The organism is Allorhizobium undicola ORS 992 = ATCC 700741 (assembly GCF_000621665.1).
In the GTDB taxonomy this organism is placed as follows: Bacteria; Pseudomonadota; Alphaproteobacteria; order Rhizobiales; family Rhizobiaceae; genus Allorhizobium; species Allorhizobium undicola.
Genome location: NZ_JHXQ01000021.1, coordinates 45,177 through 71,981, shown reverse-complemented (window position 1 = coordinate 71,981; position 26,805 = coordinate 45,177). Strand labels below are relative to the sequence as shown.

Here is a 26,805-nt window from a genome sequence, read left to right as displayed (position 1 = left end):
CCGTGCGTTTTATCAAACGCATAAAGGACGCTGTAACACTTTAAATCTGCTGCATAATTTTCACCTTAAATCGATTCCGATTTAAGGAATTATGCAGTAGGTTTTGCGCCTTGCCGGACGGAAAACCGCTTCGCACTTTTCCTGGCAATGGTTGGTTCTTTGTTTCGCGCCTTGCCGGACGGAAAACCGCTTCGCACTTTTCCTGGCAATGGTTGGTTCTTTGTTTTGCGCCTTGCCGGACGGAAAACCGCTTCGCACTTTTCCTGGCAATGCTTTATGCCGTTGCTCGGAATAGTCTCGATAAAGACAGGGTGAAGAATGGGCCGCAGGAAGCGCCATGTGTTGAAGGCGGAAGATGAGCGGGCCTTGCGGCTTGCTGCTCCCGGCCTGTTTTCAGATCTTGCCGCCGGGCGTCTTGGTTCATCGCGCAAGGCGCTGGAACTTGCAGGCCTGCGGGATGAGCGCAGCCGGTTGGAAAAGCTGCAAAATAGCTGGAACAAGGCAGAAGATGGCGAGCGGGCCGCCTTTCTCGATTGGCTGATGGGCCGGGGCGAACTGCCTTGCGAAACGGCGACCTTTCATGGCATCGCCGATGGACGCTATTTGCGCCCGCAAGCCATCCATCATATCGAAGCAATCATGCGGGCAAAAGGGATGACGCCGGAGCGCCTGATGGCTGAAATAGGGTTTCCCGGCGAAGGCAAGGCGCTTTTGCGCGCCATGGCACGGGCCAGTAGCCTGAGGTTGAAGATTATCAGGGCACTGGCCGTCTGGCTCGAGGCCGAAAGGGACAAGCGCTAGAGCGGTTCATTGTTTCACGGAAAGATTGAGCCGCTCTAACTATTTGTTTTTACGCATTTTCAGACCGAAAACCGGCTTCCACTTTTCCTGAAAATGCTCTAGACCCGCACGTCCTGATCGATACGGTCCTCGCTGCCGAAAAAGCGGATATAGCGCTCCACCTCGGCGGCTTCGCCGGTTGCCTTGCGGGGATTGTCGGAAAGCTTCACGGCGGGGCGCCCATTGGCCTCGACCACCTTGCAGACGATGGAAATCGGCATCAGCCCGGCATTTTCCTCAGGCGCGCAGCCTGCAAAGTCATTGGTGAGGTTGGTGCCCCAGCCGAAGCTCATGCGCACTCGGCCTTCGAAATGCCGATAGGTGTCGATCATCGCTTCGACATCGAGCCCATCGGAGAAGATCAGCAGCTTCTGGGCGGGATCGCGCCCCATCTTTTCCCACCATTGCACGATTTTTTCGCCGCCTTCTATCGGCGGCGCGCTGTCGGGGCGGAAGCCCGTCCAGTCTGCCACCCAGGCGGGCGCGTTGCGCAGGAAGGAGGCCGTGCCGAAAGCGTCCGGCAACACGATCAGCAGGTTGCCATTGTAGAGCCGGTTCCAGTCCCGCAACACCTGATAGGGGGCGGCAGCCAGTTCCTCATCGCTGCGGGCAAGGGCGGCTACGACCATGGGAAGCTCGTGCGCATTGGTGCCGACGGCTTCAAGGTCGGAATCCATGGCCAGAAGAACGTTGCTGGTGCCGGTAAAGGCATCGCCAATGCCTTCCTTCAATGCCTCCACGCACCAGCGCTGCCACAGAAAGCTGTGGCGCCGCCGCGTGCCGAAATCGGAAATCCTCAGGCCCGGAAGCGATTTCAACCGCTCCACCTTTTCCCACATTTTCGCCTTGGCGCGGGCATAGATCACGTCCAGCGTGAAATAACCCAGCGATTTCAGGGCCGCGCGGCTGCGCAATTCATTGACGATGGCAAGGGCGGGAATTTCCCAGAGCGTGGTTTCCACCCAGCGTCCGCGAAAGGTCAGCTCATACTGGCCGTCGCGCTTGGACAATTCATAGGGGGGCAATTGCAGATCGGCGAGCCAGCTCAGGAACTCCGGCTCGAAAATCTGGGTGCGGCCATAAAAGCTGTTGCCCGCCAGCCAGATCAACTCCTTCTTGCTGACCTTCAGGCTGCGCACATGGTCAAGCTGGGCGCGCAATTCCTGCTCGTCGATTTCCTCGGCCAGCCGAACGCGGGTGGTGCGGTTGATGAGCTGAAAGGTCACGTCCACATCGGGATAAAGCTTCCAGATCATTTGCAGCATCAGCAGCTTGTAGAAATCCGTGTCGATCAGACTGCGGATGATCGGGTCGAGCTTCCAGGCGTGGTTATAGACACGTCTTGCTATATCTGTCTTCGCCATCGGTCCTCGCCGCCCGTCCTCTTGACTGCGTCCTTATCAGAAAAACCAGGAACAAAGTCCAGTAGGCTGACGAAAACAGAGAAAGAACCGTGTTTTCCGGCGGGCCAACCGCCATTGGTCAGGGTGCAGGCCTTGGCTGTTCGGGCTGCTGCGGCGCCGTCGTCGGGCGCGTGGTTTCGGTTGCCGGGTCGGTGGGTGGTGCGATGGAATGCCCCCACCACTCGGCGGGAATCCACAAGACGATGGCAAGGATGATGCCGACGAGAAGCACGATGAGAACCGGCTTGCCGCGAAAGCCCTGGCGCGCCTCGGTTTCGCTCACGCCCTGCTCGATGGCGCGTCTTTCGTTCGCCGTTTCAATCTTCCGGTTGTCGAGCGGGCTTGCCATGGCGATTCTCCTGCGCAAGGTGGTGTCACCTTCAAACGTTGCGCAGGTGCCAAGGTTCCGGTGGCTTGCTTTGGAGCAAAGCATTTACCGGAAAAGTGGCTTCCGGTTTTCCGTCCGTAAATGCTTTAGAGCGCCGATCTGATTGAATCAGATCGGCACTCTAACATCTTATTTTTGAAGCATAATCTTATCGATCCTCGTTTCACTCCGGTCGGATTATGCTTTAATAACCCGCCCAGCGGTCAACGACATGCTCCAGTGGCTCTCCGGCCTCGAAACGGTGGATTTGCGCCTCCACATGGCGGATGAGCGCGCTAACATCGGAGGCGGCCGCGGCGTGCGGTGTGATGACGACATTTTCCATTGCCCAGAGGGGGCTGTCGGCGGCCAGCGGCTCCTTTTCGAAAACATCCAGCGATGCAGCGCCGAGAACCCCTTTTTGCAGGGCAATGATGACATCCGCCTCCACCTGGCTTCCGCCGCGGCCAGCATTGAGAAACACCGGCTTGCCAAGCGGGCCGCCTTGCCGCAGCCGGGCAAAGAGGCTGCTGTCGTAAAGGCCGCGCGTCTCCGAGGTCAGCGGCAAAAGCCCGACGAGAATGTCGGTGCGTGCCAGAAAATCGTCCATATGGTCTTCATCGAAGGTTTCCATCCCTTCCAGCGTTTTCTTGCGCCGCGACCAGCCAATGACATTGAAACCCATGACCTTCAGCTTGCGTGCGGCGTCCTCGCCGAGAACGCCAAGGCCCATGACACCCACCGTCACGTCGCGGGCCTCCGGTTGCAGGGGAATTTCGTGCCAGATCTTTTCACGCTGCTGCTTTTGATAGGCCGCCATCTGCCGCAGGTGATAAAGACAGTTCATCACCACCCACTCGCTCATCCGGTCGGTGAGACTGCGGTCCACGAAGCGCACGATGGGCCGATCCGGCAGGTCGGGCAGGGCGAGAATGTGATCGACGCCCGCGCCGCCGGAAAACAGCACCTCCAGCGCGGTTGCCCGCTTGAACAGCGCGGGATCGGGCTTCCACAACAGCGCATAGGCGGCAGAGCCGAGGTCGCGTCCTGCATGGTCCGGTCTTGCGAGGTCAATCACCTCGCGGTCGGGAAAGGCGTCCTTTAAGGCCTCATCCATGGCGACGCGCGAAAACTTGAGGTCGATAACCACGGGACGCTTGGCAGACATGGGGAGATCCTTGGGAATGCGGGTGGACATGCGAAGGGTTATTGCCGGATGCCGCCGATATTCATGGCCTTGAGGTCGAAGGCGGCGGCAAGCAGTGCTTTGGTATAATCTTCTTTCGGGGCGCGGAAAACCTGTTCCGCCGGGCCATGCTCCACGACCTTGCCCATGCGCATGACGATGAGGTCGTTTGCGAGCGCCTTGACCACCTTGAGGTCGTGGCTGATGAACAGATAGGCCAGATCGTGGCGCTGTTGCAGATCGCGCAGCAGATCCACCACTTGCGCCTGCACGCTCATGTCCAGCGCCGAGGTAGGCTCGTCCAGCATGACAAAACGCGGCTTCAGCACCATGGCGCGGGCAATGGCGATGCGCTGGCGCTGGCCTCCGGAAAATTCATGCGGATAGCGCCAGCGCGTGGCGCTATCGAGCCCCACTTCCTCCAGCGCCCAGGCAACGCGGTCATCCCGTTCGCGGGCCGAAAGGCTGCGTTCATGCACCTTCAGCCCTTCGGCAATGATCTCGCCCACCGACATGCGCGGGCTGAGCGAACCGTAAGGATCCTGAAACACCACCTGAAGCCGCTCGCGCAGCGGCCGCATGGCCTTGAAGGAAGAGCCGTCGATGGCCTGCCCCTCGAAACGGATGGAGCCCTTCGAGCCGATCAGGCGGGCCAGCGCAAGGCCAAGCGTGGTCTTGCCCGAGCCGGATTCGCCGACAATGCCCAGTGTCTGGCCGGCGCGCAGCGTCACATCCACCCCGTCCACCGCCTTGACGTGATCCACCACGCGGCGCATGAAGCCTGCCTTGACGGGGAACCAGACGCGGATGTCCTTGCCCTCCATCACCACGGGCCGGGCGGCATCGCTTGCGGGCGGCTGACCCTTGGGTTCGGCGGCCAGCAGCTTTCGGGTATATTCGTGCTGCGGATTGGAAAAAATTGCCTCCACCGGCCCCGTTTCGACGATCTGGCCCTTGGTCATCACGCAGACGCGATCGGCGAATTTCCGCACGATGCCGAGATCATGGGTGATGAACAGCATCGACATGCCATGGTCTCGCTTGAGGCCTGCCAGAAGTTCCAGAATCTGCGCCTGCACCGTCACGTCGAGCGCGGTTGTCGGCTCATCGGCAATCAGCAGTTTGGGGCGGTTGGCCAGCGCCATGGCAATCATCACCCGCTGGCGCTGCCCGCCGGAAAGCTGGTGCGGATAAGCGGAAAGCCGCTTTTCCGGCTCGCGAATGCCAACCTGCCGCAGCAATTCCAGAATGCGCGGACGAAGCGCCTTGCCGCTTGCCTGCCGGTGCAGTTCCAGAATTTCGCCGATCTGCTGCTCGATGGTGTGCAGCGGGTTCAGCGAGGTCATGGGCTCCTGGAAGATCATGGTGATGTCATTGCCGCGCACCTTGCGCAGCTCGGCATCGCTGAGCTTGAGAAGATCCTTGCCTTCGAAGAAAATCTGGCCGGAAGGATGGCTGGCCGCCGGATAGGGCAGAAGCCGCAGGATGGAAGCCGCCGACACCGATTTTCCGGAGCCGCTTTCGCCCACCAGCGCCAGGATTTCGCCGGGCGCGATGTAGAAGCTGGAATGGGCGACCGCAAGGCTTTCCTTGCCATCGTGGTGGAAGGCGACGGAAAGATCGCGAACGGAGAGAAGCACGTTGTTCATCGGAACGTCTTCCTCGGATCAAAGGCGTCACGCACCGCCTCGCCGACGAAAATCAGCAGCGACAGCATGATCGACATGGTGAAGAAGGCGGTCATGCCAAGCCAGGGCGCTTGCAGATTGCGCTTTGCCTGAGCAATCAGCTCGCCGAGCGAGGGAGAGCCGGGCGGCATTCCCAGTCCCAGAAAATCGAGGGATGTCAGCGTGGTGATGGAACCGGAGAGAATGAAGGGCAGGAAGGTCAGCGTGGCCACCATGGCATTGGGCAGAAGATGGCGGAACATGATGGTCCAGTTGCCGACCCCCAGCGCCCGCGCCGCATTGACATATTCGAAATTGCGCGCCCGCAGGAATTCCGCCCGGACCACGCCTACGAAACTCACCCATGAGAACAGAAGCATGATGGCCAGCAGGATGAAAAAGCCGGGCGGCAGGAGGGAGGAAATGATCAGCAGGATATAGAGCACCGGCATGGAGGACCAGATTTCGATGAAACGCTGCATCAGAAGATCGGTCCAGCCGCCGAAATAGCCCTGTATGGCCCCGGCCGTGACACCGACCAGCGCCGAGGCCAGCGTCAGCGCCAGACCGAACAGCACGGAAACGCGAAAGCCGTAGATCATCCGGGCCGCCACGTCGCGGGCCTGATCGTCGGTGCCAAGCCAGTTCATGTTGCCGAGAATGCAATTGGGGTCATCAGCGCCTTTGGGATAGGCCGAGCAGCGTTCCTGCTTGCTCATCAGCCAGAAGGGGGCGGTGGGTGCCGAATGCGGGATTTCCGAATTGACGGTGCGGTAGGAATAGCGGATGGGCGGCCAGATCATCCAGCCATGGGCATTGATCTCGTCCGACACGAAGGCCGAACGGTAATCCGTCACGGCCAGAAAGCCGCCGAATTTTTCTTCCGGGTAGTTCACGAAGACGGGGAACAGGATCTCGCCCTTGTAGGAGGCCAGGATCGGCTTGTCATTGGCCAGAAATTCCGCGCCAAGGCTGAGCAAAAACAGCAGCATGAACAACCAGAAGGACCAGAAGCCCCGGCGATTGGCGCGGAAATTCTGCAAACGGCGGCGGGTGGTTGGCGAGAGAAACGGCTTTTTCGGCGCGGTTGCGGCAGGGGCGCTCATCAGACATCCCTCCTGTCGAAATCGATGCGCGGATCGATCCAGGTATAGATCAGGTCGGAGAGCAGGCTGACCACCAGCCCGAGCAGCGAGAAGATATAGAGCGTGGCGAAAACGATGGGATAATCACGGTTGACGATGGACAGATAGCCAAGCCTGCCTAGCCCATCGAGGGAAAAGATATTCTCGATCAAAAGCGAGCCGGTGAAGAAGGCGGAGATGAAGGCGCCGGGAATGCCCGCAATGACGATCAGCATGGCGTTGCGAAACACATGACCGTAAAGAACGCGCCGTTCGCTCAAGCCCTTGGCACGGGCCGTGACTACATATTGCTTCCTGATTTCGTCGATGAAGGAATTCTTCGTCAGCAGGGTGGTGGTGGCGAAGGCCGAGAGCAGAAGTGCCGTCAGCGGCAGCGTGAGGTGCCAGAGATAATCGAGAACCTTGCCGGGCAGTGTCAAACTGTCGAAATTGTCGGAGGTCAGGCCGCGCAGCGGAAACCAGTTGTAAAAGGAGCCACCGGCAAACAGCACGATCAGCAGGATGCCGAACAGAAAGCCCGGAACCGCATAGCCCACCACGATGATGCCGGAAGACCAGACATCGAAGCGCGAGCCATCGCGAACCGCCTTGGCAATGCCAAGCGGAATGGAAATGGCATAGGATAGCAGCATCACCCACAGGCCAAGCGAGATCGAAACCGGCATTTTTTCCAGAATGATGTCGGTGACGCGGGCATTGCGGAAGAAGCTTTCGCCGAAATCGAAGCGGCTGTAATTCCACATCATATCGAGAAAGCGGGTCAGCGGCGGCTTGTCGAAACCGAACTGCTTTTCAAGCTTGGCGATCAGCGCCGGGTCCAGGCCCTGCGATCCGCGATAACGCGAGCTGTCATCACCGCCAAGGCCCTGCATGTCGCCGCCGCCGGACAGCCGCTGATCGGCGCCATCGCCCTGACCGGTCAGTTGCGCCACGACCTGTTCCACCGGACCGCCCGGCGCGAACTGGATGACAAGAAAGGAAATGCCCATGATGCCGATCATGGTCGGGATCATCAACAGCAGACGACGCAGGATATAGGCACCCATCAGGCGGCGGCTCCCACACAGCATCGGACCGAAAAGTGGGAACCGGTTTTCGGATCCATCCGATGCGTCCGGAAAGATTTCAAGCATCGGACCGAAAAGTGGGAACCGGTTTTCGGATCCATCCGATGCGCCCGGAAAGATTTCAAACATCGGACCGAAAAGTGGGAACCGGTTTTCAGTGCAGGAAGGCGTGAAAACAGGGTGCTGGACAGTCTACGGGGTTTTGAAACACGGTACACGGTGCTGAGGTATGTCGGGTGGCCTACCCCCCTCTGCCTTGCCGGACATCTCCCCCTCAAGGGGGGAGATTGCAATACGGACAAAGCGCCATTCTTCAATGAATAGGTGTGGTGACGGCCTTTTTCAGCAATGCAGGCAGGGCCTTGATCTTGCCGATCTCCCCCCTTGAGGGGCAGGGCAATCGCATATGACCGATTTCGAGGAATCGAAGGGCGAACAAAACGGAATCGTTGCAAGAACAAATGCTCGCAGATTCCATGTTTGTTCCGCATATGCGATTGCCCTGCCTTGAGGGGGAGATGTCCGGCAGGACAGAGGGGGGTAAACCACACGCAAGACCGTAGCGTCGTGTAATGTGGTTTTGAAAGCCACGCAAACACATCAGGGTCGGCAAAGGGGCGGCGGGGTCTTGCCAATCGTTTTCCTCGCATCTCGTCAAATCGGCCCGGCCATCGGGAAGGAGCCGAATCATTCGCCATATTGGTATCTTTTGACGGCGCTCCTTGCAAAGCCTGCATGATGCTCAAGGGTTTTTCGACCACCAGATGTCGGGAAAGCCTATGGCAAATTGCGGCAGATCGGCAGGGTGGCTCATCCGGTTCCAATAGGCAATCCGGGCGGTGTTGCCATAATACATCGGCACGACATAGTGATGGGCGAGCAGCACCCTGTCCAGCGCATGGGTCGCCGCAAGAAGCTCGTCGCGGTCGCGGGCGAAGATCACCTTGTCGATCAGCGCGTCGATGGCGGGATCGGCAATGCCGGCGTAATTGCGCGCACCCTGACGGTTGACCGAGGCAGAGCCCCAATATTCCCGCTGTTCATTGCCGGGATTTCGCGTCTGCCCCCAGACAGTCCATGTCATGTCGTAATCGAAGCTGCGCAGGCGGTTGATATATTGCGAGGAATCGACCGTTCGCACGGTCATTTCAATGCCGATCTTGCGCAGCATGTTGCTGTAGGGCACCGCAACGACCTCAAACCGGGGGCTGCTCAGCAAAAGCTCGAAGGCCAGCGGCTTGCCCGTGGCGGCATTGACCATTTTGTTGCCGCGCAACTCATAACCTGCCTCCTTCAGCAGGCCGACGGCCTTTCGCAGATTGTCGCGCTGCTTCTCCGGTGTGCCGCCCACCGGGTTGCTGTAGGGCCTCGTGAAGATCTCCGGCGGAACCTTGTCCCGCAGATCGTTGAGCATCGCCAGTTCCCGCCCTTGCGGCAGGCCGGAGGAGGCAAGCTCCGTGCCCCAGAAGAAGCTGTCGATCCGCTTGTAGCCGTTGTAAAAGACGGTGCGGTTCAGCTCCTCGAAGTCGAAGGCATAGAGCAGTGCTTCGCGCAGGCGCGCATCCTTGAACATGTCCCGGCGCATATTCGGCACCATGGCCTGCATGATGCCCATGGTACGATAGGGATTGGGCAGTTCCGCCCGCAGGACATTGCCGCTTTTCACGGCGGGAAAATCGAAACCGGTGGCCCAGCGCGCCGCGGTCGTCTCCATCCAGTAATCCACATCCCCGGCGCGGAAGGCCTCGAACTCTACATTATCGTCGGTGTAATAGGTGTAGATGATGCTGCGGAAGTTGTTGTATCCGACATTCACATTGAGATTGCCGCCCCAGTAATCGTCGCGCAATTCGTAGCGCAGCGTGCTGCCGGGGGTGAAGGCGGCGATGCGGTAGGGACCGGAACCCAGGATGGGTTCGAGCGTGGTGCGGGAAATGTCGCGCGGCTTGCCGTCCGGCCCGTTCGCCTGCCACCAGTGGCGTGGAAGAATGTCCAGCTCGCTGACGATCATCGGCAGTTCCTTGTTGCCCTTCTGGTCGAAGGTAAAGGTCACTTCGCGCTCGCCGGTCTTCTCCGCCTTGATGACGTGGGCGTAATAGGTGGTGTAAAGCGGATGAAGCTCCTTGAAGCTGTCGAAGCTGAAGACCACGTCTTCCGGGGTGACGGGCTGGCCGTCGGCCCATTTGGCTTCGGGCCGCAGCCGGAATTTGGCAAAGGAATAATCGTCCGGATAGGCAATGGCCTCGGCCAGAAGCCCGTAGCTCGTGCCATCCTCATCCATGGAAGGCTTGAACAGCGTTTCTGTCACCGACGAGGCGCGTGGCAGAAGGCCTGCGGCAAGATTGCCCTTGTCGAGCGCCGGATTGAACGTGTCATAGGTACCATTGGCCGAAAGCTTCACCTCGCCGCCCTTCGGCGCCTGCGGGTTGACATAGGCGAAATGCTCGAAGCCAGCGGCATATTTCGGGGCCTCTATAATGCCGATGGCGTGGCGCCATTGCAGCTCCTGCCCCGCTTGCCCGGTGGCGGCCAGACAGCAGGCGCCGATCATTGCCAGCATGGAAAGCACGATCCTCATCCGGTTCATAAAGCGCCTGATCTCCCTTGGCCCAATCTATCCCTTGAGGTATCGGGAAATCGGGCAGGGGTAAATATGCGCGGCTCATCACGAGGCATTGATGACGATGGAATTGATGGCGGCCCGGCTTCCGCAGCCGGCCGTCCAAAGCTATGAAGAGGATGATTTCTTGAGCGATTTTATGCTTCACGCCAGTTGGGAATCGCACTACTGCATAATTCCTTAAATCGGAATCACGGCGCTGTAACACCCTGTTTTTATGTATTTCCGGACGGAAAACAGCTTTCGATTTTTCTCGGAAAGAGACTTTAGGAGATAGACCTTGGCCCATCCTGCCCGCCTGTTGTCTGCGTTCGCGCTATCCGGCTTGCTGCTTGTGGCCGATCTTGCCCCGGCTCTTTCCGGTGAGGACCAGCCTGCCAAACAGGCCTTCGGAGCTGTGCAGCTACCCACCGCCGGACCTGCCACACCCTATGGTTTTTATTCCAAGGGCTGCATGAGCGGGGCCGTGGCGCTTCCAACCGATGGACCGAACTGGCAGGCCATGCGCCTTTCCCGCAACCGCCGCTGGGGAAATCCGGCGATGATTTCCCTGCTGGAGCAATTGTCGCGTGATGCGCCCAAGGTCGGCTGGCCGGGACTTCTGGTCGGCGATATTGCCCAGCCACGCGGTGGGCCGATGGTCAATGGTCACGCCTCCCACCAGCTCGGGCTGGATGCCGACGTCTGGCTGACACCCATGCCCGCCAAGCGGCTGAGCGTTCAGCAAAGAGAGGACAAGCCCTTCGTCTCGATGCTGCAAAAGGACAAGTTCCTGACCATCGACGAAAAGGCGTGGACGCCCGCCCATGCCCGCCTTTTGATGCTGGCGGCAAGCTATCCGCAAGTCGAGCGGATTTTCGTCAACCCGGCCATCAAGAAGAAGCTTTGCGATAGCTGGACCGGAGATCGCGCCGTGATGGGCAAGATCCGTCCGCTCTATGGCCATGACGCGCATTTCCATATTCGCATTTCCTGCCCGGCGGGGGCGGCCGGATGCAAGCCGCAGGCCCCGGTGGCCGCCGGCGACGGCTGCGACAAATCGCTGGCCTGGTGGTTTACCAAGGAGCCGTGGGAGCCGAAAAAGCCGGCAACACCCACAAAGCCCGCACCGCCGCCGCGCCCCATGATGGTTTCCGATCTGCCGAAAGCCTGTGCTGCCATTCTCGATCAGCCCGCCGTGGTGGACGAGGCCCACGCCACCTATGGCGGTGTGGCCGCCTATGTGGATCCCGGCCCCGTGCCGGTTTCCGCCACCGCGAAAGATCTGGCGCCGAAGACGGGTGGCGCACCCGTGCCCGAGGATGATGTGCCTTTGCCCGCGGCGCGCTGACGGCTTTTCATTTGGGCCGCGCCTGTGTAGAAGGAATTCAAATCGATTGAATTCCGCGTTCCGCTGACGTGGACGATCGCTGGAATGTGCGGGAGCGTTGGAGGCCGGAGATGGTGGAGCGTCGGACGATTGCGTTGATCGCCCATGACAAGATGAAGGACGAGATGGCCGCATTTGCCAGCCGCCATCAAGGCCTGCTTGCCGGTTGGAAAATCGTTGCCACCGGCACCACGGGCGGCAGAGTGCTTCAGGCTTGCCCCGGCCTCGATGTCACCTTGATGAAAAGCGGTCCATTGGGCGGCGATCAGCAGATCGGCGCCATGATTGCCGAGGAAAAGGTGGCCATGCTGATCTTCTTCGTCGATCCGCTGACCCCCATGCCGCATGACGTGGACGTGAAGGCGCTGATGCGTCTTGCCATCCTTTATGATACGCCAATGGCATTGAACCGGGCGACGGCGGATACCCTTCTGCCTGCAATCGGATAGGTGGTTCTGTCTGCCTTCTGCGCCAACCAGAAACCGGAGCGGCTTTGCCTTTGCCTGGGCCGCCCACAAGCTACAGCGAATTTTCCCGAAAAGCCGCTGGACTTTGACGGAAACTGCCCCAGATGGACGTTCCAATGGCCAAACATCTTGAAAACGAGCATATTCCCTTTCCGGTCCTGATCGGCGACATTGGCGGCACCAATGCGCGATTCTGGATCCTGACCGATGTTTACGCCGCGCCAAGGGAGTTTCCCACTGTTCGAACGGCGGATTTCGAAACGATCGATCAGGCCATTCAGGAGTGCATTCTCGACAAGAGCTCGGTTCAGCCGCGCTCGGCCATTCTGGCCGTGGCGGGGCCGATCAAGAGCGATGAAATTCCGCTGACCAATTGCGATTGGGTCATCCGCCCGAAGGGCATGATCGAGCAGCTCGGTTTCGAGGATGTTCTCGTCGTCAATGATTTCGAGGCGCAGGCATTGGCTGCCGCTTCGCTTGCCGAAAACGACCGTGAGGCAATCGGAGAGCTTTCCCAGACCACGCTTGGCTCGCGGGTGGTTCTTGGCCCCGGTACGGGCCTTGGCGTGGGCGGCCTCGTTTATTCCCAGCATATCTGGATTCCCGTTCCCGGTGAGGGCGGCCACGTGGATATCGGGCCGCGCAGCAAGCGAGACTACGAAATCTTCCCCCATATCGAAACCATCGAGGGGCGGATTTCCGGCGAGCAGATCATCTGCGGACGCGGCATCGTGCATCTTTACAAGGCCATCTGCGTGGCGGATGGCAAGAGTCCCGAATGGTCGGATCCGGCGGACATTACCGCCCATGGCCTGAGCGGCTCCGATCCGGTTTGCGTGGAAACGCTCGAGCTGCTGGCCACGTATCTCGGCCGGTTGGCGGGCGATCTGGCGTTGATCTTCATGGCGCGCGGCGGGGTGTTTCTCTCTGGGGGAATCTCGCAGAAGATCATTCCTGCGCTGAAGCTGCCTGCCTTCCGCGCCGCTTTCGAAGACAAGGCGCCGCATTCCGCACTGATGAAGACCATTCCCACCTTCGTCGTCACCCATCCCCAGGCGGCTCTTGCCGGTCTTGCAGCCTATGCTCGCACGCCCGCCAGCTATGGTGTCAGCCATGATGGCAGGCGCTGGCGGCGCTGAGCCTTCGACAGGCCGCCTGCCCGGATTTGCGAAGAGAGCGCCATGCACGGTTATGCAAACCGGCGTGCGCCAGCCACGCAGGCGACCACGATGGCAGTGGCCGCGACCATTGGCCACGCCACCGCTTCATGCAGTACAAGTCCCGCCAAGAGAAGTCCGAGGAAGGGCTGAAGCAGTTGCAACTGGCCAATGCTGGCCACGCCGCCAAGGGCAAGGCCGCGATACCAGAAAATAAAACCGATCAACATGCTGAAGACCGAGACATAGCCAAGGCCAAGCCAGGCATCGAGGCTGATTGCGCCCCATTGCGCGGGCGGATTTACCACTGCAATCGCCAGCATGATCGGCGAGGCGATCAGCAGCGCCCAGGAGATGACCTGCCAGCCACCAAGACGACGCGATAGCGAAGCGCCTTCGGCATAGCCAAGGCCGCAAACGATGATGGCCGCAATCATCAGCCCGTTGCCGAGGCCGGAGCCACTGCCGCTTTGCGAAAAGGCAAAACCGGCGACCGTCAGGGCGCCGAGGACGGAAAACATCCAGAAGGCGGGCTTTGGTCTTTCCCCCGCGCGGATTACGGCAAAAAGCGCCGTTGCCAGCGGCAAAAGCCCGATAAAGACCACGGATTGCGCCGATGACATGTGCTGAAGGGCAAGCCCCGTCAACAAGGGAAAGCCCAGCACCACGCCGAGGGCGACGATGGTGAGCGCCCGGAAATCCCGCAGCGAAGGGCGCTGTTGACGCAGCAGCAGCAAGAGCAAGCCCGCAAGGCTGGCTGCAATGGACGCCCGCGCCGCCGTCAGGAACAATGGGCTGAAATCGGCAACGGCAACCCGCGTGGCGGGTAATGAGCCGCTGAAAATGAAAACACCGAGAAGGCCGCTTCCAAGGCCGGATGTCTTGCTTTGCATGATTGTTTCCTCCCTCTGCCGCTTTCCAGGATCTACTGCATAATTCCTTAAATCGGAATCGATTTAAGGTGAAAATTATGCAGTAAATTTAAAGTGTTACAGCGTCCTTTGTGCGTTTGATAAAACGCACGGCGTTGTATCGAAAATCAAAGCAGGCCATTGATGGTGTCATGCCCTTGCCTTTACGACCGGCCTGCCGCACAAGACAGAGACAAAACCATACAATTTAGCTGTACTGTATGGTAAAGTATAACCATACAGTTTCATGGACGTCCCTCATGACCTCTCACGCACGTTCCCGAACCCAGACGGTGATGGAGGCTGTACGCCGCAAGATCCTCAGTGGTGCGCTGGGTGTGGATGAGCGTCTGCCATCCATCCGGCATATGGCGGAAAACATGGGTGTCTCGCCGTCCACCGTGGCGGAAGCCTATGACCGGTTGGCGGCTGAGGGCGCCATTCGCGCAAGGCGGGGGGCTGGTTTCTTCGTGGCTGGCGGCGCCGCCCGGCCGCTTGCGCTTTCGGAGCGGGTGGAAACGGCCAGTCGGGATGTGGATCCCTTCTGGGTATCGCGGCAGGCGTTGGCCAGCGACCCTTCGACCCTGAAGCCCGGTTGCGGCTGGCTTCCGGCAGACTGGATGCCAAATGACGCCTTTCGCAAGGCATTGCGCGGCCTTGGCCGCAGCAGCGATGCCATGCTGGCCGATTACGGTGCCGTTCGGGGGCCACTCGGCCTCAGGCGGGTGCTGCTTGGGCGTTTTGCGGAGGAGGGCCTGGCGGCCTCTCTCGATCAGGTGCTGCTGGCAGGGAGCGGCACGCAGGCGCTGGATCTCGTTTGCCGCCTGCTGCTCAAGCCCGGTGACAGGGTGCTGGTGGATGATCCGTGCTACTTCAACTTCCGCGCCCTGTTTCGCGCTTTGAATGTCGAGGTGGCGGGCGTGCCCTATACGCCCTCTGGCCCGGACATCACGGCGATGGAGTGCGCGATGGCCACCCACAAACCCCGCCTCTATCTCACCAATTCGGCGCTCCATAATCCGACTGGCGCAACAATGTCGCCCGCCACGGCCCACCGGGTGCTGACGCTTGCTGCCGCCCATTCCGTGACGGTTGTCGAGGATGACATTTTTGCCGATCTGGAGCCTGCTCATTCGCCCCGGCTTGCGGTGCTGGACGGGCTGGAACATGTAGTGAGGATCGGCAGTTTTTCCAAAACGCTGTCAGCATCGCTGCGCTGTGGCTACATCGCGGCGCGGCCAGAGATGATAGAGGCGCTGGTGGATTTGCAGATCGCCACCAGCTTCTGTGGTTATCATCCGCTCGCTGCCGAAGCCATCACCGCGGTTTTGACAGGTGGCAGCTATCGCAAGCATATGGAACTGACCCGTACCCGCCTGATGCGCCTGCGGGAAAAGGTGGCGGAAAAGCTGAGCGCTCTCGATGTCACGCCATGGCTGGTGCCACGCGGTGGCTTCTATCTCTGGTGCCGGCTGCCGGAAGGGCAGGACGCCGCCCGGATCGCCCGTTCAGCGATGGAGGCCAATATTCTTCTGGCGCCCGGAAACATTTTCAGCGTCCACCAGACCGCAACCCGCTTCCTGCGCTTCAACGTCGCGCATATGGCCGATCAACGCATCTACGATGTGCTGAAACGATTGCTATCTACCTGAATTCAGAGAGAAATGGCGGACAGGGAGGGATTCGAACCCTCGGTACGCTTTCACGTACACACGCGTTCCAGGCGTGCGCCTTAAACCACTCGGCCACCTGTCCGTCCAGGCCTGCGGGCAGTTTCGCCCCGGCTGGTGGGCGGGACATATACCAAGGATTCGTCCGGGCGCAAGGCGATTATGAAAGTTTTTTGCAGGCCATCCAAACTTTTCGTCCATCCCTATTGCCGATGCCGGGGGAGTGGCCCCATATCATGGTCCTGGATCAGAGCCCGAGACGCGGTATGGGCGGGCGGAGGCGGTCAACACCTCGAGCGGGAAAACTGCAATGCCGAGGGTGGGCCGTGATAGCAGGCGAAAAGCAGTGTGTTATTTTCCCTCGGGCGGGAGTCGGGTGTGGTGCGCTTCTTCTTGCGTTTCATCAGTTTCGTTGCGCTGGTACTGGCGGTGATCGCGGCCACGGTGGACGCGATTGAATCGGTGGCGTCATCCGCGATCGTCACGACGGATTTTCAAAGTCTGTGGATCTCGGCAGATCCATCGAGCCTCACGCGGATGCGTGATCTCTGCGAGACCTATCTCGGACGCCAGAGCTGGGAAGCGCTGGAAATTGCCATTCTGCACCAGCCCGGCTTTGCCGTTTTGCTCGGGCTTTCGCTCATGCTGTGGATGATGGGTTATAGACGACAGGCCCCGGCTGGCCGATTTGCGGCCTGAAGTCCGTCTTTATCCGGCAAAATGGTGAAAAGGGTTCGACCACGTCAGTCGCGATGGCTTTTGCCAGGGCGGCGCTGTTGAAAGGAGTTCGACATGCTACTCGACAGATTGTTCGGCAAAAAGACCATCATGCCAACCGTGGATACGGCTTTGCCCGGACGGCCGCAGCCGCTTGAGACGGCGCAATATCATCATGTATCGGGGCGGCCGTTGAAAGGCCCTTATCCCGAGGGCATGAAGGTCATCTATCTCGGCATGGGGTGTTTCTGGGGCGCTGAACGGTTGCTTTGGAATATTCCCGGCGTCTGGGTCACGGCGGCTGGCTACCAGGGCGGCATTACGCCCAATCCGACCTATGAGGAGACCTGTACGGGCCTGACCGGCCATACGGAGGTCGTCAAGGTCGTGTATGATCCGAATGTGGTCGGCCTCGACCATCTGCTCAAGGTTTTTTTCGAAGCGCATGACCCGACACAGGGCATGAGGCAGGGCAACGATATTGGCACGACCTACCGCTCGGCCATTTATGCTGACGCGGAGGCCGATGTGAAAAAGGCCGAATCCATGCGTGACACCTTCCAGCAGGCCCTGGTCGCAGCGGGACGGAAGGCTGCGATTACAACCGAAATTGCTCATGCTGGCCCATTCTTCTACGCAGAAGAGTATCATCAGCAATATCTTGCCAAAAATCCGAATGGATATTGTGGATTGCGCGGCACCGGCGTTGCCTGCCCGATTGCCTAGCGTTTGAGCTTGGCCGCCAGACTTGCGCCTGATTTTTTGGCGCGAGCCTGGAAAGATCACGATGATATTTTGCAAGTAGGAAGCAAGATTCTGTTTTTAAAATGGAATCCTGCTTCCATTTATTTTCTGCGCTTTGCATAATTTTTGGAGATTATGCAGCTTGCTATTGTTTACCAGTTGAAAAAAATCTGGTGAATTTTTCGAAAAGCCGTGCAAGGATGCGCGCCAGCCAGATCCTTGAGAGGGGGCAGGCGCATGGATGGACGCGGCAAAGCGGCCTTCCGGTGCTGGAAACATCAATAGCAACACTAGGGCTGCACAATGAAGAAATCCCTTATTTCGCTTTTTGCCATGGTCGCCATGTCGGGTTCGGCGCTTGCTGCCGATCTACAGCCCGCCCTGGTTTATGGCACCGGCGGCAAGTTCGACAAATCCTTCAATGAAGCAGCCGCCAATGGCGCGGAGAAGTTCTCCAAGGAAACCGGCATCAAGTTCCGGGACTTCGAGCCGACCAGCGATACGCAGGGCGAGCAGGCCATCCGCAACTTCGCCTCGCGCGGCTATAACCCGGTTGTCGCCGTTTCCTTCGCCTGGACTTCGGCGATGGAAAAGGTGGCTGGCGAGTTTCCCGATACCAAGTTCGTGATCGTGGATTCTGTCGTTGACAAGCCGAATGTCCGCTCTGTCACCTTCAAGGAAGAAGAGGGGTCCTACCTCGTCGGCCTTCTGGCTGGCATGGCTTCCAAGAGCGGCAAGGTCTCCTTCGTCGGCGGCATGGACATTCCGCTGATCCGCAAGTTCGAATGCGGCTACGAGCAGGGCGCGCGCGCTGCCAATGCCAAGATCGAAGTGTTCCAGAACATGGTTGGCACCACGGGCGCTGCCTGGAACGACCCGGTTCGTGCCGGTGAACTCACCAAGAACCAGATCGACCAGGGTTCGGACGTGATCTACGCCGCAGCCGGTGCATCCGGTATCGGTGCCCTGCAAACGGCTGCCGACAACAAGAAATTCTCCATCGGCGTCGATTCCAACCAGAACCATCTGCATCCGGGTTCGGTGCTGACCTCCATGGTCAAGCGCGTGGATCTCGCCGTCTATAATGCCTTCATGGATACGAAGAACGGCAAGTTCACCGGCGGCACCCAGTCGCTTGGCGTGAAGGAAGAAGGTGTCATGGCGGCAATCGACGACAACAACAAGGCCCTGATCACCGCTGACATGAAGGCTGCCGTCGAAAAGGCAAAGGCAGACATCATTGCCGGCAAGATCAAGGTGCATGACTACATGAGCGACAACGCCTGCCCGAAGGGCTGAGCTGTTTGAAAGGGTGCAGGGCGGCGTCGTCCTGCGCCCTTTTTCATGCTGACACTTTGTTGTTCAAGTTTTTCTGCTGCCTGTTTCAGCGGCAAATCTTGTGGCGCCCTGCGAAACATGCGATGCGCTTTTCAATGAGCGCGGCACTTTTGCGTAAATGAACGGATCCGCCGCATTTTCTGGAGCTTATGACGTGGTTCAGGCGCCTGCGATTGAACTGATCGGGATCGACAAGAAATTCGGTCCGGTCCACGCCAACAAGAACATCAACCTCACCGTTGCCAAGGGCTCCATACACGGGATCATTGGTGAAAACGGGGCTGGAAAATCGACCCTGATGTCGATCCTCTACGGCTTCTATCAGGCCGATGAGGGCGTCATAAAGGTTGGCGGTGAAGCGGCCACGATCAAGGACAGTCAGGCGGCGATTGCCGCGGGTATCGGCATGGTTCACCAGCATTTCATGCTGGTCGAAAATTTCACCGTGCTGGAAAACATCATGCTGGGAGCCGAGGGCGGCGCATCGCTGGCCAAAGGCTCGGATGCCGCCCGTGCCTCGCTGAAGCAGCTTGAGAAGGATTACGGCCTCGAGGTCGATCCCGATGCCGTCATCGAGGAGCTTGCGGTCGGTCTGCAACAGCGTGTCGAGATTCTGAAAGCCCTTTATCGCGGCGCCGAAATCCTGATTCTTGACGAGCCAACCGGGGTTTTGACGCCCGCCGAGGCCGATCACCTGTTCAAAATTCTCGGTGTCCTGCGCGATCAGGGCAAGACGGTCATTCTCATCACCCACAAGCTGCGCGAGATCATGGCCATTACCGATACGGTCTCCGTCATGCGGCGCGGCGAGATCGTGGCCACCCGCAAGACCGCCGAAACCACCGTGGAGGAGCTGGCCGAGCTGATGGTTGGCCGCCGCGTGCTGTTGCGGGTGGACAAGAAGCCCGCCCAGCCGCGAGAAGTGCTGCTCTCAGTGCGCAACCTCACCGTCAAGGACGCTCGCGGCGTGACCATGGTCGATGATGTGTCCTTCGATATTCGCGCCGGTGAAATCCTCGGCATTGCCGGCGTGGCGGGCAATGGTCAGAGCGAGCTTCTGGAAGCCATTACCGGCATCCGCAAGCCGGTATCGGGAGAGATATTTCTGGAGGGGTGCAAGGTGTCCGGTCTCGATCCGGCCATGCTGCGGCGTCTGGGCATGGGGCACATTCCCGAAGACCGCCATCATATGGGCCTCGTGCTGCCCTTCGAGGAAAGCCAGAACGCCATTCTGGGCTATCATCGCGATCCGCGCTACGGCCGGGGGCCTTTCCTCGATCCGGCGGCGATCCGTGCTGCCGCCGAGGTGGAGATTGCCAAATACGATATTCGCCCGCCGAACGCCCGGCTGAAGACCGCCAATTTTTCCGGCGGAAACCAGCAGAAGATCGTCGTGGCGCGTGAGATCGAACGCGATCCGAAAATGCTGGTGATCGGCCAGCCGACGCGCGGCGTCGATATAGGCGCCATCGAGTTCATCCACCGCCGCATTGTCGAAACGCGCGATGCAGGCAAGGCGCTGCTGCTGGTTTCGGTGGAGCTGGACGAGATCCGGGCGCTTTCCGACCGGATTCTGGTGATGTTTGCAGGCCGGATCGTCGGTGAGAAATCGGCGGATGCCACGGAACAGACGCTTGGCCTGATGATGGCCGGTATTGCCGCTTGAGGTTTTGATGAGTACTGCTTCCATTCCCCTTCCGAACTGGATCACCTACGGCCTGCTGCCGCTCATCAACCTGATCCTTGCCTTTCTCATTTCCGGCCTTGTCGTCTGGATCATCGGTGAAAATCCCTGGGATGCGCTGGTGCTGATGTTGCAGGGCGCGCTGGGACGCGGCGAGGGCATCGGTTTTACGCTGTTTTATGCCACCAATTTCATTTTCACCGGGCTTTCCGTGGCCGTGGCCTTTCACGCGGGCCTGTTCAATATCGGCTCCGAGGGGCAGGCCTATGTCGGCGGGCTGGGGGCGGCGCTGGTGGCGCTGGCGCTCGATCATTATTGCCCCTGGTATGTCACCATGCCCGTTGCCGTGCTGGGAGCAGCGGTTTTCGGCGCGGCCTGGGCGCTGATACCCGCCTGGTTGCAGGCGCGGCGCGGCAGCCATGTGGTCATCACCACCATCATGTTCAATTTCATCGCCTCGGCGCTGATGGTCTACCTCCTCGTCAATGTGCTGCGCGTGACCGGCAAGATGGCGCCGGAAACCCGCACCTTTCTGGAGGGCGGCCAATTGCCCAAGCTTGACTGGCTGATGGCCATGTTCGGCCTGAAGCTTGGGGCGGCACCCTTCAACATCTCCTTCATCATCGCCCTTGTCATGTGCGTGGCGGTCTGGGTGCTGATCTGGCGCACCAGACTGGGTTATGAAATGCGCACGCTCGGCATTTCCCGCTCGGCGGCGTCCTATGCCGGCATCTCCTATACGCGCATCGTGGTCATCGCCATGCTGCTGTCCGGGGCGCTGGCGGGCATGATGGCGCTCAATCCCGTCATGGGGGCGTCTGCCCGGCTTCAGGTGGAATTCGTCGGCGGGGCGGGCTTCGTGGGCATTGCCGTTTCGCTGATGGGCCGCAGCCATCCGCTGGGCATATTGCTTGCGGCGATATTGTTCGGCGTTCTTTATCAGGGCGGCGCGGAGCTGTCCTTCGACATGCCCAACATCACCCGTGACATGATCGTGGTCATCCAGGGCCTTGTCATTCTGTTCGCGGGCGCGCTGGAATTCATGTTCCGTCCGGCGCTGGTGCGTCTCTATCTGTCGTTCAAGAAATCGTAAGGAGCCGGCATCATGGAAAATTTCGACATGCTGGTTTCCATTCTCGGCTCCACCGTGCGTCTTTCGATTCCGTTGATCTTTACGGCGCTGGCAGGGCTTTTTTCCGAACGCGCCGGGATTTTCGACATCGGCCTTGAAGGGAAAATGCTGGCTTCCGCCTTTGCTGCTGCCGTGGTTGCCTATCTCACCGGCTCTGCCTGGGCCGGGCTTCTCGGTGGCGTCGGTGTTTCCATCGTCTTTGCCATCATTCATGGATTTGCCTCGATCACCAATCGCGGCAACCAGATCATTTCCGGCGTGGCGTTGAATTTCGTGGCGGCGGGGCTCACCGTGGTTCTGGGACAGGCCTGGTTCGGCCAGGGGGGGCGTACGCCGCAATTGCCCGCGGATGCACGCTTCCTGCCCATTATTCTTCCGGGCGTCGATGCGCTCAGGGATGTGCCGGTGCTGGGTCCGCTTTATGCCAATGTCATTTCCGGCAACAACATCCTCACTTATCTTGCCTTCCTTGCCGTGCCGCTGTCGTGGTGGGTGCTTTATCGCACGCGCTTTGGCCTCAGGCTGCGCGCCGTTGGCGAAAATCCGGGCGCGGTGGATACGGCGGGCATTTCCGTGGAATGGCTGCGCTACCGGGCCGTGATCGTTGCCGGACTGCTTTGCGGCTTTTCGGGAACCTATCTCGGCATTGCGCAATCGGCGGCCTTCATCAAGGACATGTCGGCGGGCAAGGGCTATATCGCGCTTGCCGCGTTGATCTTCGCCAAATGGAAGCCGGTGCCGGTCATGTTTGCCTGCTTGCTGTTCGGCTTTCTCGATGCGCTGGCCAATTTCATGCAGGGCAAGGCGGTGCCGGGCATTGGTGAAGTGCCGGTACAGATTTTCCAGGCACTGCCCTATATCCTCACCTGTATTTTGCTGGCTGGCTTTATCGGTGCGGCAAGATCGCCAAAGGCGGGCGGCGTGCCCTATGTGAAGGAGCGGTGATTGATGGCGCATGATCTTTTCGAGGCTGCCCGCGCGGCTATGGCCAAGGCCCACGCGCCCTATTCGAAATTTCCGGTGGGCGCCGCCATTCGGGCCGATGATGGCAAGATCTATGCGGGCGCCAATATCGAAAACCTGTCCTTTCCGCAGGGCTGGTGCGCCGAGCCCACGGCCATTGGCTGCATGGTCATGGGCGGAGGCCGCAAGATCCGGGAGATTGCGGTGATCGCCGAAAAACTGGCGCTTTGCCCGCCCTGCGGCGGTTGTCGCCAGAAGATCCGCGAATTTGCGGATGCCGGGACGCTGATCTATCTTTGCGATGAAACGGGGGTGCAGAAAACCATGACCATGGAAGAGCTGCTGCCCTTCAGTTTCGAGACGGATATTCTCGGATGATGCCCGCAACCGACCTTCTGGTGGACCGGCTGAACGGCCTTCTGCCGCGCATTGCCATCATTCTCGGCTCCGGCCTTGGCGGGCTGGCGGATGAGGTGAGCGATGCGGTGCGCATTCCCTTTGCCGACCTGCCCGGCTTTCCGGCGGGCGGGGTTTCCGGGCACGCAAAGGAGCTTGTGGCGGGTCATCTGAACGGCGTCCCGGTCATCATGCTGGCCGGGCGGGTGCATTATTACGAGAAGGGCGATGCCGGCGCCATGCGCTTGCCGCTGACCGTCCTGAAGGAACTTGGCGTTCAAAGCCTGATCCTCACCAATGCGGCGGGCTCGCTGCGCCAGGACATGGCACCCGGTTCGGTCATGCAGATCACCGACCACATCAATTATTCCGGCCTCAATCCGCTGATCGGCGAGGCAAGCGATGCCCGCTTCGTCGGCATGACGGAGGCCTATGACGGCGCGCTGGCAGAAGCCATGCGCCAGGCCGCCCATGAAGAGGCGATCAGCCTGCATCACGGCGTCTATATGTGGTTTTCCGGACCGAGTTTTGAAACCCCGGCCGAGATCCGCATGGCCCGCCTTCTGGGAGCCGATGCCGTGGGCATGTCCACCGTGCCGGAGGTTATTCTGGCGCGTTTTCTGGGTTTGCGGGTTGCCGCGGCCTCTGTCATCACCAATTATGGGGCAGGCATGACCGGCGCCGAATTGAGCCATGACGAAACCAAGGACATGGCGCCTCTCGGCGGAGCAAAGCTGGCCCTCATTCTGAAACGAATGTTGACTGGCTTGTAACGAAACCAAAAGCAGCCGGAGGACGAGACCTTGGATAATCGCGAATTGCGGGAATGCGCGGCCGTGGCCCTGTCGGTTCTCGACCTGACAAACCTGAAGGATGATTGCACGGCGGCGGAAATCGAAACGCTGTGCGCTCGTGCCCAGACCGCCCACGGCGCCACGGCGGCCATCTGTATCTGGCCTCGCTTCGTGGCGCAGGCACGGGCAATTTTCGGCGAGAATGGCCTGATCCGCATTGCAACGGTCGTCAACTTCCCCTCTGGCGATCTTGCCGTTGACGAGGTGGTGCGGGAAACCGTGCAGGCCATTGCCGACGGCGCGGATGAGATCGATCTCGTCATTCCCTATCGCCGTTTCAAGGAAGGCGACGAGGCCGCCGTGGCCGGGATGGTGCGCGCCGTGCGGGCCGTCTGCCCCCAGTCCGTTCTGCTCAAGACCATTCTTGAAACCGGCGAACTGAAAGATCCGCAATTGATCCGCCGTGCTTCGGAGATCGCCATCGCCGAAGGTTCCGATTTCATCAAGACCTCGACCGGCAAGGTGGCCGTCAATGCCACGCTGGAAGCGGCCGACATCATGTTGCAGGTCATTCGCGACAGCCGGCGCAACGTCGGCTTCAAGCCTGCGGGCGGCATTGGCAGCGTGGCGGATGCCGCGCTCTATTTCCGCCACGCCAGCGCCATCATGGGTGAAAACTGGATCATGCCCTCCACCTTCCGCTTTGGCGCTTCGGGCCTGCTGAACGACATCGACGCTGTCCTGTCCGGCACGGCATTTTCCACGCCGCAGGCGGGGTACTGAGATGCTGACGCAGGAGATCATTCGCCGCAAGCGTGATGGCGAGGTTCTCTCTGCCGCCGAGATTGAGGCCTTCGTCAAGGCCTTGGCAAGCGATGAGCTTTCCGAAGGGCAGATCGGCGCCTTCGCCATGGCGGCGTTTCTGCGCGGCATGGATGCGCAGGAAACCGTGGCGCTCACCCTTGCCATGCGTGACAGCGGCGATGTGCTGAGCTGGGAAGGACTGGCGCGGCCGGTTTGCGACAAGCATTCCACCGGCGGCGTTGGCGATAATGTTTCGCTGGTGCTGGCCCCGCTGATGGCGGCCTGCGGACTGGCCGTGCCGATGATTTCCGGCAGGGGGCTTGGCCATACGGGCGGCACGCTGGACAAGCTGGAAGCCATTCCCGGCTATGATATTCAGCCGCCGCCTGAGGTTTTCCGGCAGCTCGTTGCTGAAACGGGGGCGGCGATCATTGGTCCGACGGGCGAGCTTGCCCCTGCCGACAAGCGGCTTTATGCGGTGCGCGATGTGACCGCAACGGTCGAATCCGTGCCGCTGATTACTGCTTCCATTCTTTCCAAGAAGCTGGCGGCAGGACTTTCAAGCCTTGTACTGGACGTGAAGGTCGGCAATGGCGCCTTCATGGCGAATATCGAGGCTGCACGGATATTGGCCCGCTCTCTCGTGGACGTGGGCAATGGCGCGGGCACGAAAACGACCGCCCTGCTGACAGACATGAATGAACCGCTTGCCGATGCCGCGGGCAATGCCGTGGAGGTGCTGAACGCCGTTTGCCTGCTGCGGGGCGAAAAGACCGGCAGCCGTCTGGAGGCGGTGACACTGGCCTTGGGCGCCGAAATGCTGGTCAATTCCGGGCTTGCGGCAACCTTGGATGAGGCAGGGCAGCATGTGCGTCACGCCCTTTCCAGCGGTTATGCGGCAGAAGCCTTTGGCCGTATGGTGCACGGTCTTGGCGGCCCGGCTGATTTTCTGGAGCGGGCGGAGGCCTGCCTGCCGAAGGCGCCGGTGCGCATCCCCGTTCTTGCGGGCCGCGATGGCTTTATCGACAGTGTTGCCACGCGGGAAATCGGCATGGCGGTGATCGAATTGGGCGGCGGGCGCCGCCGCACCACGGATCGCATCGATCCTGCGGTTGGCTTCAGCCAACTCCTGGCCGTCGGCAGCACTGTCCAGCGCGGCGATGTCATCGGTCTTGTTCATGCCGGAGATGAAACCGGCGGCGCGCGTGCCGCAAGCCAGCTGGCAGCCGCTTACACCATCGGCGACGAATGCCCGAAATCGCGCCCGGTGGTGATCGAGCGGATCTGCGGGATGGCGGCAGGCATCAGGTGAGACTTATTGGCTCAAGATCGATGGGAATGTGCGCCACGGTGCCCTTGGCCGCAGCCGCATAGCTCAGCCCGGCGCCAAGCGATGCCGCCATGGATTTGATGATGCGTCCGCCGAGCCCCGTGCCTTTCGGGAGAGAATCCGCACTCATGCCGATGCCGTCATCCTCAACGGTCAGCAAGGCCTGCGCGTCGCTGCACCGTTTCAGCCGCACGCGAATGTCGCCCCCGGTGTCTGGATAGGCGTATTTGAAGGCATTTGTCACAAGTTCCGTCACGATCATGCCCACGGAGACGGCCCTGTCGGACTTCAGCGAAATCGGATCGGCCTCCACGCTCAGGTTTATCTGCCGGTCGGGGCTTGCAAGCGAGCTGGCGATCTCGCCGACGAGATTGGCAAGATAGATGTTCACGTCCACCCGGCTGACGTCGTGGGATGTGTAGAGGCTGCGATGCATCCCGGCAATGGCCGTGATGCGGGCCTGCGTCTCGGAAAGTTCAGCCTTGACTTCCTCGCTGCGGCTATTGGCAGTTTGCAGACGGATCAGGCTTGCCACGAGCGCCAGGCTGTTTGCAACGCGGTGGTTCACCTCCGCCAGCAGGGCCTCCGCCCGTTCCTTGCCAAGCCGGATCTCCTCATCGGCGCGGGCCTTTTCGGCCCGCAGACGGGCATTATCGACAGATTGCTCGATGGCGCTGAGAAGCAGGGGAAGAAAATCCTCGCCCACGCTCTTGATGACGTAATCCGACGCACCGGCCTTGATGGCGTTGACCGCGATTTCCGCCTCGTTCGAGCCGGTGACATAGACCACCGGCAGGGAAATGCCTTCCGCCCTCAGGCGTGCCAGCACGTCGTGGCCCGTCATGTTGCGCAGGTAATGGTCCAGCACGATGGCGTCGAATTTGTCGGCCACCAGAAGCTCCAGCGCCCGCTCCAGATCTTCCGCATGGGTCACGGAATGGCCGCTGCGGCTGAACGTCTTCTGCACCAGCCGTGCAATGGCGGGATCGTCATCGAGATAAAGGATGCGGACATTCATGCCGGTGCGGGTCGCC

General features: G+C 60.1%; 24 protein-coding genes and 1 tRNA gene. 15 read left to right on the top strand and 10 right to left on the bottom strand.

Annotation, left to right across the window (positions count from 1 at the left end; all coding sequences use genetic code 11):
* Positions 1 to 318 precede the first annotated feature (318 nt).
* On the top strand, positions 319 to 801 hold the full coding sequence (locus tag T424_RS0116580) for a hypothetical protein (protein ID WP_037068081.1): 483 nt from the start codon (positions 319 to 321) through the stop codon (positions 799 to 801).
* 98 nt (positions 802 to 899) lie between these two features.
* Here the strand turns inward: T424_RS0116580 and pncB are convergent, their stop codons facing one another.
* From pncB to T424_RS0116545, 7 genes are all read right to left on the bottom strand, one after another.
* On the bottom strand, positions 900 to 2,204 hold the full coding sequence (pncB, locus tag T424_RS0116575; protein ID WP_027488719.1) for a nicotinate phosphoribosyltransferase: 1,305 nt from the start codon (positions 2,202 to 2,204) through the stop codon (positions 900 to 902).
* Positions 2,205 to 2,322: 118 nt separating this feature from the next.
* Positions 2,323 to 2,592: a hypothetical protein gene (locus tag T424_RS0116570; RefSeq protein ID WP_027488718.1), complete on the bottom strand. Its 270-nt coding sequence runs from the start codon at positions 2,590 to 2,592 to the stop codon at positions 2,323 to 2,325.
* A gap of 223 nt (positions 2,593 to 2,815) precedes the next feature.
* Positions 2,816 to 3,778 (bottom strand): 2-hydroxyacid dehydrogenase, encoded by a 963-nt coding sequence (locus tag T424_RS0116565; protein ID WP_027488717.1) that lies wholly within the window; start codon positions 3,776 to 3,778, stop codon positions 2,816 to 2,818.
* A gap of 38 nt (positions 3,779 to 3,816) precedes the next feature.
* The gene (locus T424_RS0116560) at positions 3,817 to 5,445 is read right to left on the bottom strand and encodes an ABC transporter ATP-binding protein (RefSeq protein WP_027488716.1); all 1,629 of its coding nucleotides are present in this window, start codon (positions 5,443 to 5,445) and stop codon (positions 3,817 to 3,819) included.
* The gene (locus T424_RS0116555) at positions 5,442 to 6,569 is read right to left on the bottom strand and encodes an ABC transporter permease (RefSeq protein WP_027488715.1); all 1,128 of its coding nucleotides are present in this window, start codon (positions 6,567 to 6,569) and stop codon (positions 5,442 to 5,444) included. Before T424_RS0116555 ends, T424_RS0116560 begins: the two co-directional genes overlap by 4 nt.
* Positions 6,569 to 7,654, bottom strand: a complete 1,086-nt coding sequence (locus T424_RS0116550; RefSeq protein WP_027488714.1) for a microcin C ABC transporter permease YejB — start codon at positions 7,652 to 7,654, stop codon at positions 6,569 to 6,571. Before T424_RS0116550 ends, T424_RS0116555 begins: the two co-directional genes overlap by 1 nt.
* Before the next feature lie 763 nt (positions 7,655 to 8,417).
* Positions 8,418 to 10,262: an extracellular solute-binding protein gene (locus T424_RS0116545; RefSeq protein WP_407921403.1), complete on the bottom strand. Its 1,845-nt coding sequence runs from the start codon at positions 10,260 to 10,262 to the stop codon at positions 8,418 to 8,420.
* 313 nt (positions 10,263 to 10,575) lie between these two features.
* Between T424_RS0116545 and mepA the strand changes: the two genes are divergently transcribed.
* The 3 genes from mepA to T424_RS0116525 all read left to right on the top strand — a co-directional run bounded on the left by mepA (position 10,576) and on the right by T424_RS0116525 (position 13,270).
* Positions 10,576 to 11,625 (top strand): penicillin-insensitive murein endopeptidase, encoded by a 1,050-nt coding sequence (mepA, locus tag T424_RS0116535; protein ID WP_027488712.1) that lies wholly within the window; start codon positions 10,576 to 10,578, stop codon positions 11,623 to 11,625.
* Between the two features lie 110 nt (positions 11,626 to 11,735).
* Positions 11,736 to 12,113, top strand: coding sequence for a methylglyoxal synthase (locus tag T424_RS0116530; RefSeq protein WP_027488711.1), 378 nt, complete (start codon positions 11,736 to 11,738; stop codon positions 12,111 to 12,113).
* 122 nt (positions 12,114 to 12,235) lie between these two features.
* Complete coding sequence (locus T424_RS0116525; protein WP_051559118.1) at positions 12,236 to 13,270, top strand: glucokinase; 1,035 nt, start codon at positions 12,236 to 12,238, stop codon at positions 13,268 to 13,270.
* 50 nt (positions 13,271 to 13,320) lie between these two features.
* Here the strand turns inward: T424_RS0116525 and T424_RS0116520 are convergent, their stop codons facing one another.
* Complete coding sequence (locus tag T424_RS0116520; RefSeq protein ID WP_027488709.1) at positions 13,321 to 14,181, bottom strand: DMT family transporter; 861 nt, start codon at positions 14,179 to 14,181, stop codon at positions 13,321 to 13,323.
* Positions 14,182 to 14,459: 278 nt separating this feature from the next.
* Here T424_RS0116520 and T424_RS0116515 point away from each other — a divergent pair, with 278 nt between their 5' ends.
* Complete coding sequence (locus tag T424_RS0116515) at positions 14,460 to 15,851, top strand: aminotransferase-like domain-containing protein (RefSeq protein ID WP_027488708.1); 1,392 nt, start codon at positions 14,460 to 14,462, stop codon at positions 15,849 to 15,851.
* A gap of 13 nt (positions 15,852 to 15,864) precedes the next feature.
* On the opposite strand, the gene T424_RS0116510 is transcribed toward T424_RS0116515, so the two are convergent.
* Positions 15,865 to 15,954 (bottom strand) — tRNA-Ser (locus T424_RS0116510).
* A 293-nt stretch (positions 15,955 to 16,247) separates the two neighbouring features.
* On the opposite strand from T424_RS0116510, the gene T424_RS0116505 reads away from it, so the two are divergent.
* From T424_RS0116505 to deoA, 10 genes are all read left to right on the top strand, one after another.
* The gene (locus tag T424_RS0116505; protein ID WP_051559128.1) at positions 16,248 to 16,568 is read left to right on the top strand and encodes a hypothetical protein; all 321 of its coding nucleotides are present in this window, start codon (positions 16,248 to 16,250) and stop codon (positions 16,566 to 16,568) included.
* A 93-nt stretch (positions 16,569 to 16,661) separates the two neighbouring features.
* Positions 16,662 to 17,312 (top strand): peptide-methionine (S)-S-oxide reductase MsrA, encoded by a 651-nt coding sequence (msrA, locus tag T424_RS0116500; protein WP_027488706.1) that lies wholly within the window; start codon positions 16,662 to 16,664, stop codon positions 17,310 to 17,312.
* Positions 17,313 to 17,633: 321 nt separating this feature from the next.
* On the top strand, positions 17,634 to 18,629 hold the full coding sequence (locus tag T424_RS0116495) for a BMP family lipoprotein (protein WP_027488705.1): 996 nt from the start codon (positions 17,634 to 17,636) through the stop codon (positions 18,627 to 18,629).
* Between the two features lie 193 nt (positions 18,630 to 18,822).
* Positions 18,823 to 20,334 carry an ABC transporter ATP-binding protein gene (locus T424_RS0116490; RefSeq protein ID WP_027488704.1) on the top strand — a complete coding sequence of 504 codons (1,512 nt, stop codon included), beginning with the start codon at positions 18,823 to 18,825 and terminating at the stop codon, positions 20,332 to 20,334.
* A gap of 7 nt (positions 20,335 to 20,341) precedes the next feature.
* Positions 20,342 to 21,445, top strand: a complete 1,104-nt coding sequence (locus tag T424_RS0116485; RefSeq protein WP_027488703.1) for an ABC transporter permease — start codon at positions 20,342 to 20,344, stop codon at positions 21,443 to 21,445.
* Positions 21,446 to 21,457: 12 nt separating this feature from the next.
* Positions 21,458 to 22,429 carry an ABC transporter permease gene (locus T424_RS0116480; protein WP_027488702.1) on the top strand — a complete coding sequence of 324 codons (972 nt, stop codon included), beginning with the start codon at positions 21,458 to 21,460 and terminating at the stop codon, positions 22,427 to 22,429.
* A 3-nt stretch (positions 22,430 to 22,432) separates the two neighbouring features.
* The gene (locus T424_RS0116475) at positions 22,433 to 22,825 is read left to right on the top strand and encodes a cytidine deaminase (protein ID WP_027488701.1); all 393 of its coding nucleotides are present in this window, start codon (positions 22,433 to 22,435) and stop codon (positions 22,823 to 22,825) included.
* Entirely contained in the window at positions 22,822 to 23,616 is a 795-nt protein-coding gene (locus T424_RS0116470) for a purine-nucleoside phosphorylase (RefSeq protein WP_027488700.1), read from the top strand. The genes T424_RS0116475 and T424_RS0116470 overlap by 4 nt, the downstream gene beginning before the upstream one ends.
* 30 nt (positions 23,617 to 23,646) lie before the next feature.
* Positions 23,647 to 24,420, top strand: a complete 774-nt coding sequence (gene deoC / locus T424_RS0116465; protein ID WP_027488699.1) for a deoxyribose-phosphate aldolase — start codon at positions 23,647 to 23,649, stop codon at positions 24,418 to 24,420.
* 1 nt (position 24,421) lies between these two features.
* Positions 24,422 to 25,753 carry a thymidine phosphorylase gene (gene deoA / locus T424_RS0116460; RefSeq protein ID WP_027488698.1) on the top strand — a complete coding sequence of 444 codons (1,332 nt, stop codon included), beginning with the start codon at positions 24,422 to 24,424 and terminating at the stop codon, positions 25,751 to 25,753.
* On the opposite strand, the gene T424_RS0116455 is transcribed toward deoA, so the two are convergent.
* A complete protein-coding gene (locus tag T424_RS0116455) occupies positions 25,746 to 26,789 on the bottom strand; it encodes a sensor histidine kinase (protein WP_027488697.1) in 1,044 nt (347 codons plus the stop codon). The two genes, deoA and T424_RS0116455, sit on opposite strands and share 8 nt — an antisense overlap.
* Positions 26,790 to 26,805: the final 16 nt, after the last annotated feature.

Excerpts from the sequence above, each read along its gene's own strand:
- T424_RS0116580 (WP_037068081.1), top strand. The coding sequence starts at position 319 with ATGGGCCGCAGGAAGCGCCATGTGTTGAAGGCGGAAGATGAGCGGGCC.
- pncB (WP_027488719.1), bottom strand. The coding sequence starts at position 2,204 with ATGGCGAAGACAGATATAGCAAGACGTGTCTATAACCACGCCTGGAAG.
- T424_RS0116570 (WP_027488718.1), bottom strand. The coding sequence starts at position 2,592 with ATGGCAAGCCCGCTCGACAACCGGAAGATTGAAACGGCGAACGAAAGA.
- T424_RS0116565 (WP_027488717.1), bottom strand. The coding sequence starts at position 3,778 with ATGTCTGCCAAGCGTCCCGTGGTTATCGACCTCAAGTTTTCGCGCGTC.
- T424_RS0116560 (WP_027488716.1), bottom strand. The coding sequence starts at position 5,445 with ATGAACAACGTGCTTCTCTCCGTTCGCGATCTTTCCGTCGCCTTCCAC.
- T424_RS0116555 (WP_027488715.1), bottom strand. The coding sequence starts at position 6,569 with ATGAGCGCCCCTGCCGCAACCGCGCCGAAAAAGCCGTTTCTCTCGCCA.
- T424_RS0116550 (WP_027488714.1), bottom strand. The coding sequence starts at position 7,654 with ATGGGTGCCTATATCCTGCGTCGTCTGCTGTTGATGATCCCGACCATG.
- T424_RS0116545 (WP_407921403.1), bottom strand. The coding sequence starts at position 10,262 with ATGAACCGGATGAGGATCGTGCTTTCCATGCTGGCAATGATCGGCGCC.
- T424_RS0116530 (WP_027488711.1), top strand. The coding sequence starts at position 11,736 with ATGGTGGAGCGTCGGACGATTGCGTTGATCGCCCATGACAAGATGAAG.
- T424_RS0116525 (WP_051559118.1), top strand. The coding sequence starts at position 12,236 with ATGGACGTTCCAATGGCCAAACATCTTGAAAACGAGCATATTCCCTTT.
- T424_RS0116520 (WP_027488709.1), bottom strand. The coding sequence starts at position 14,181 with ATGCAAAGCAAGACATCCGGCCTTGGAAGCGGCCTTCTCGGTGTTTTC.
- T424_RS0116515 (WP_027488708.1), top strand. The coding sequence starts at position 14,460 with ATGACCTCTCACGCACGTTCCCGAACCCAGACGGTGATGGAGGCTGTA.
- msrA (WP_027488706.1), top strand. The coding sequence starts at position 16,662 with ATGCTACTCGACAGATTGTTCGGCAAAAAGACCATCATGCCAACCGTG.
- T424_RS0116495 (WP_027488705.1), top strand. The coding sequence starts at position 17,634 with ATGAAGAAATCCCTTATTTCGCTTTTTGCCATGGTCGCCATGTCGGGT.
- T424_RS0116485 (WP_027488703.1), top strand. The coding sequence starts at position 20,342 with ATGAGTACTGCTTCCATTCCCCTTCCGAACTGGATCACCTACGGCCTG.
- T424_RS0116480 (WP_027488702.1), top strand. The coding sequence starts at position 21,458 with ATGGAAAATTTCGACATGCTGGTTTCCATTCTCGGCTCCACCGTGCGT.
- T424_RS0116475 (WP_027488701.1), top strand. The coding sequence starts at position 22,433 with ATGGCGCATGATCTTTTCGAGGCTGCCCGCGCGGCTATGGCCAAGGCC.
- T424_RS0116470 (WP_027488700.1), top strand. The coding sequence starts at position 22,822 with ATGATGCCCGCAACCGACCTTCTGGTGGACCGGCTGAACGGCCTTCTG.
- deoA (WP_027488698.1), top strand. The coding sequence starts at position 24,422 with ATGCTGACGCAGGAGATCATTCGCCGCAAGCGTGATGGCGAGGTTCTC.
- T424_RS0116455 (WP_027488697.1), bottom strand. The coding sequence starts at position 26,789 with ATGAATGTCCGCATCCTTTATCTCGATGACGATCCCGCCATTGCACGG.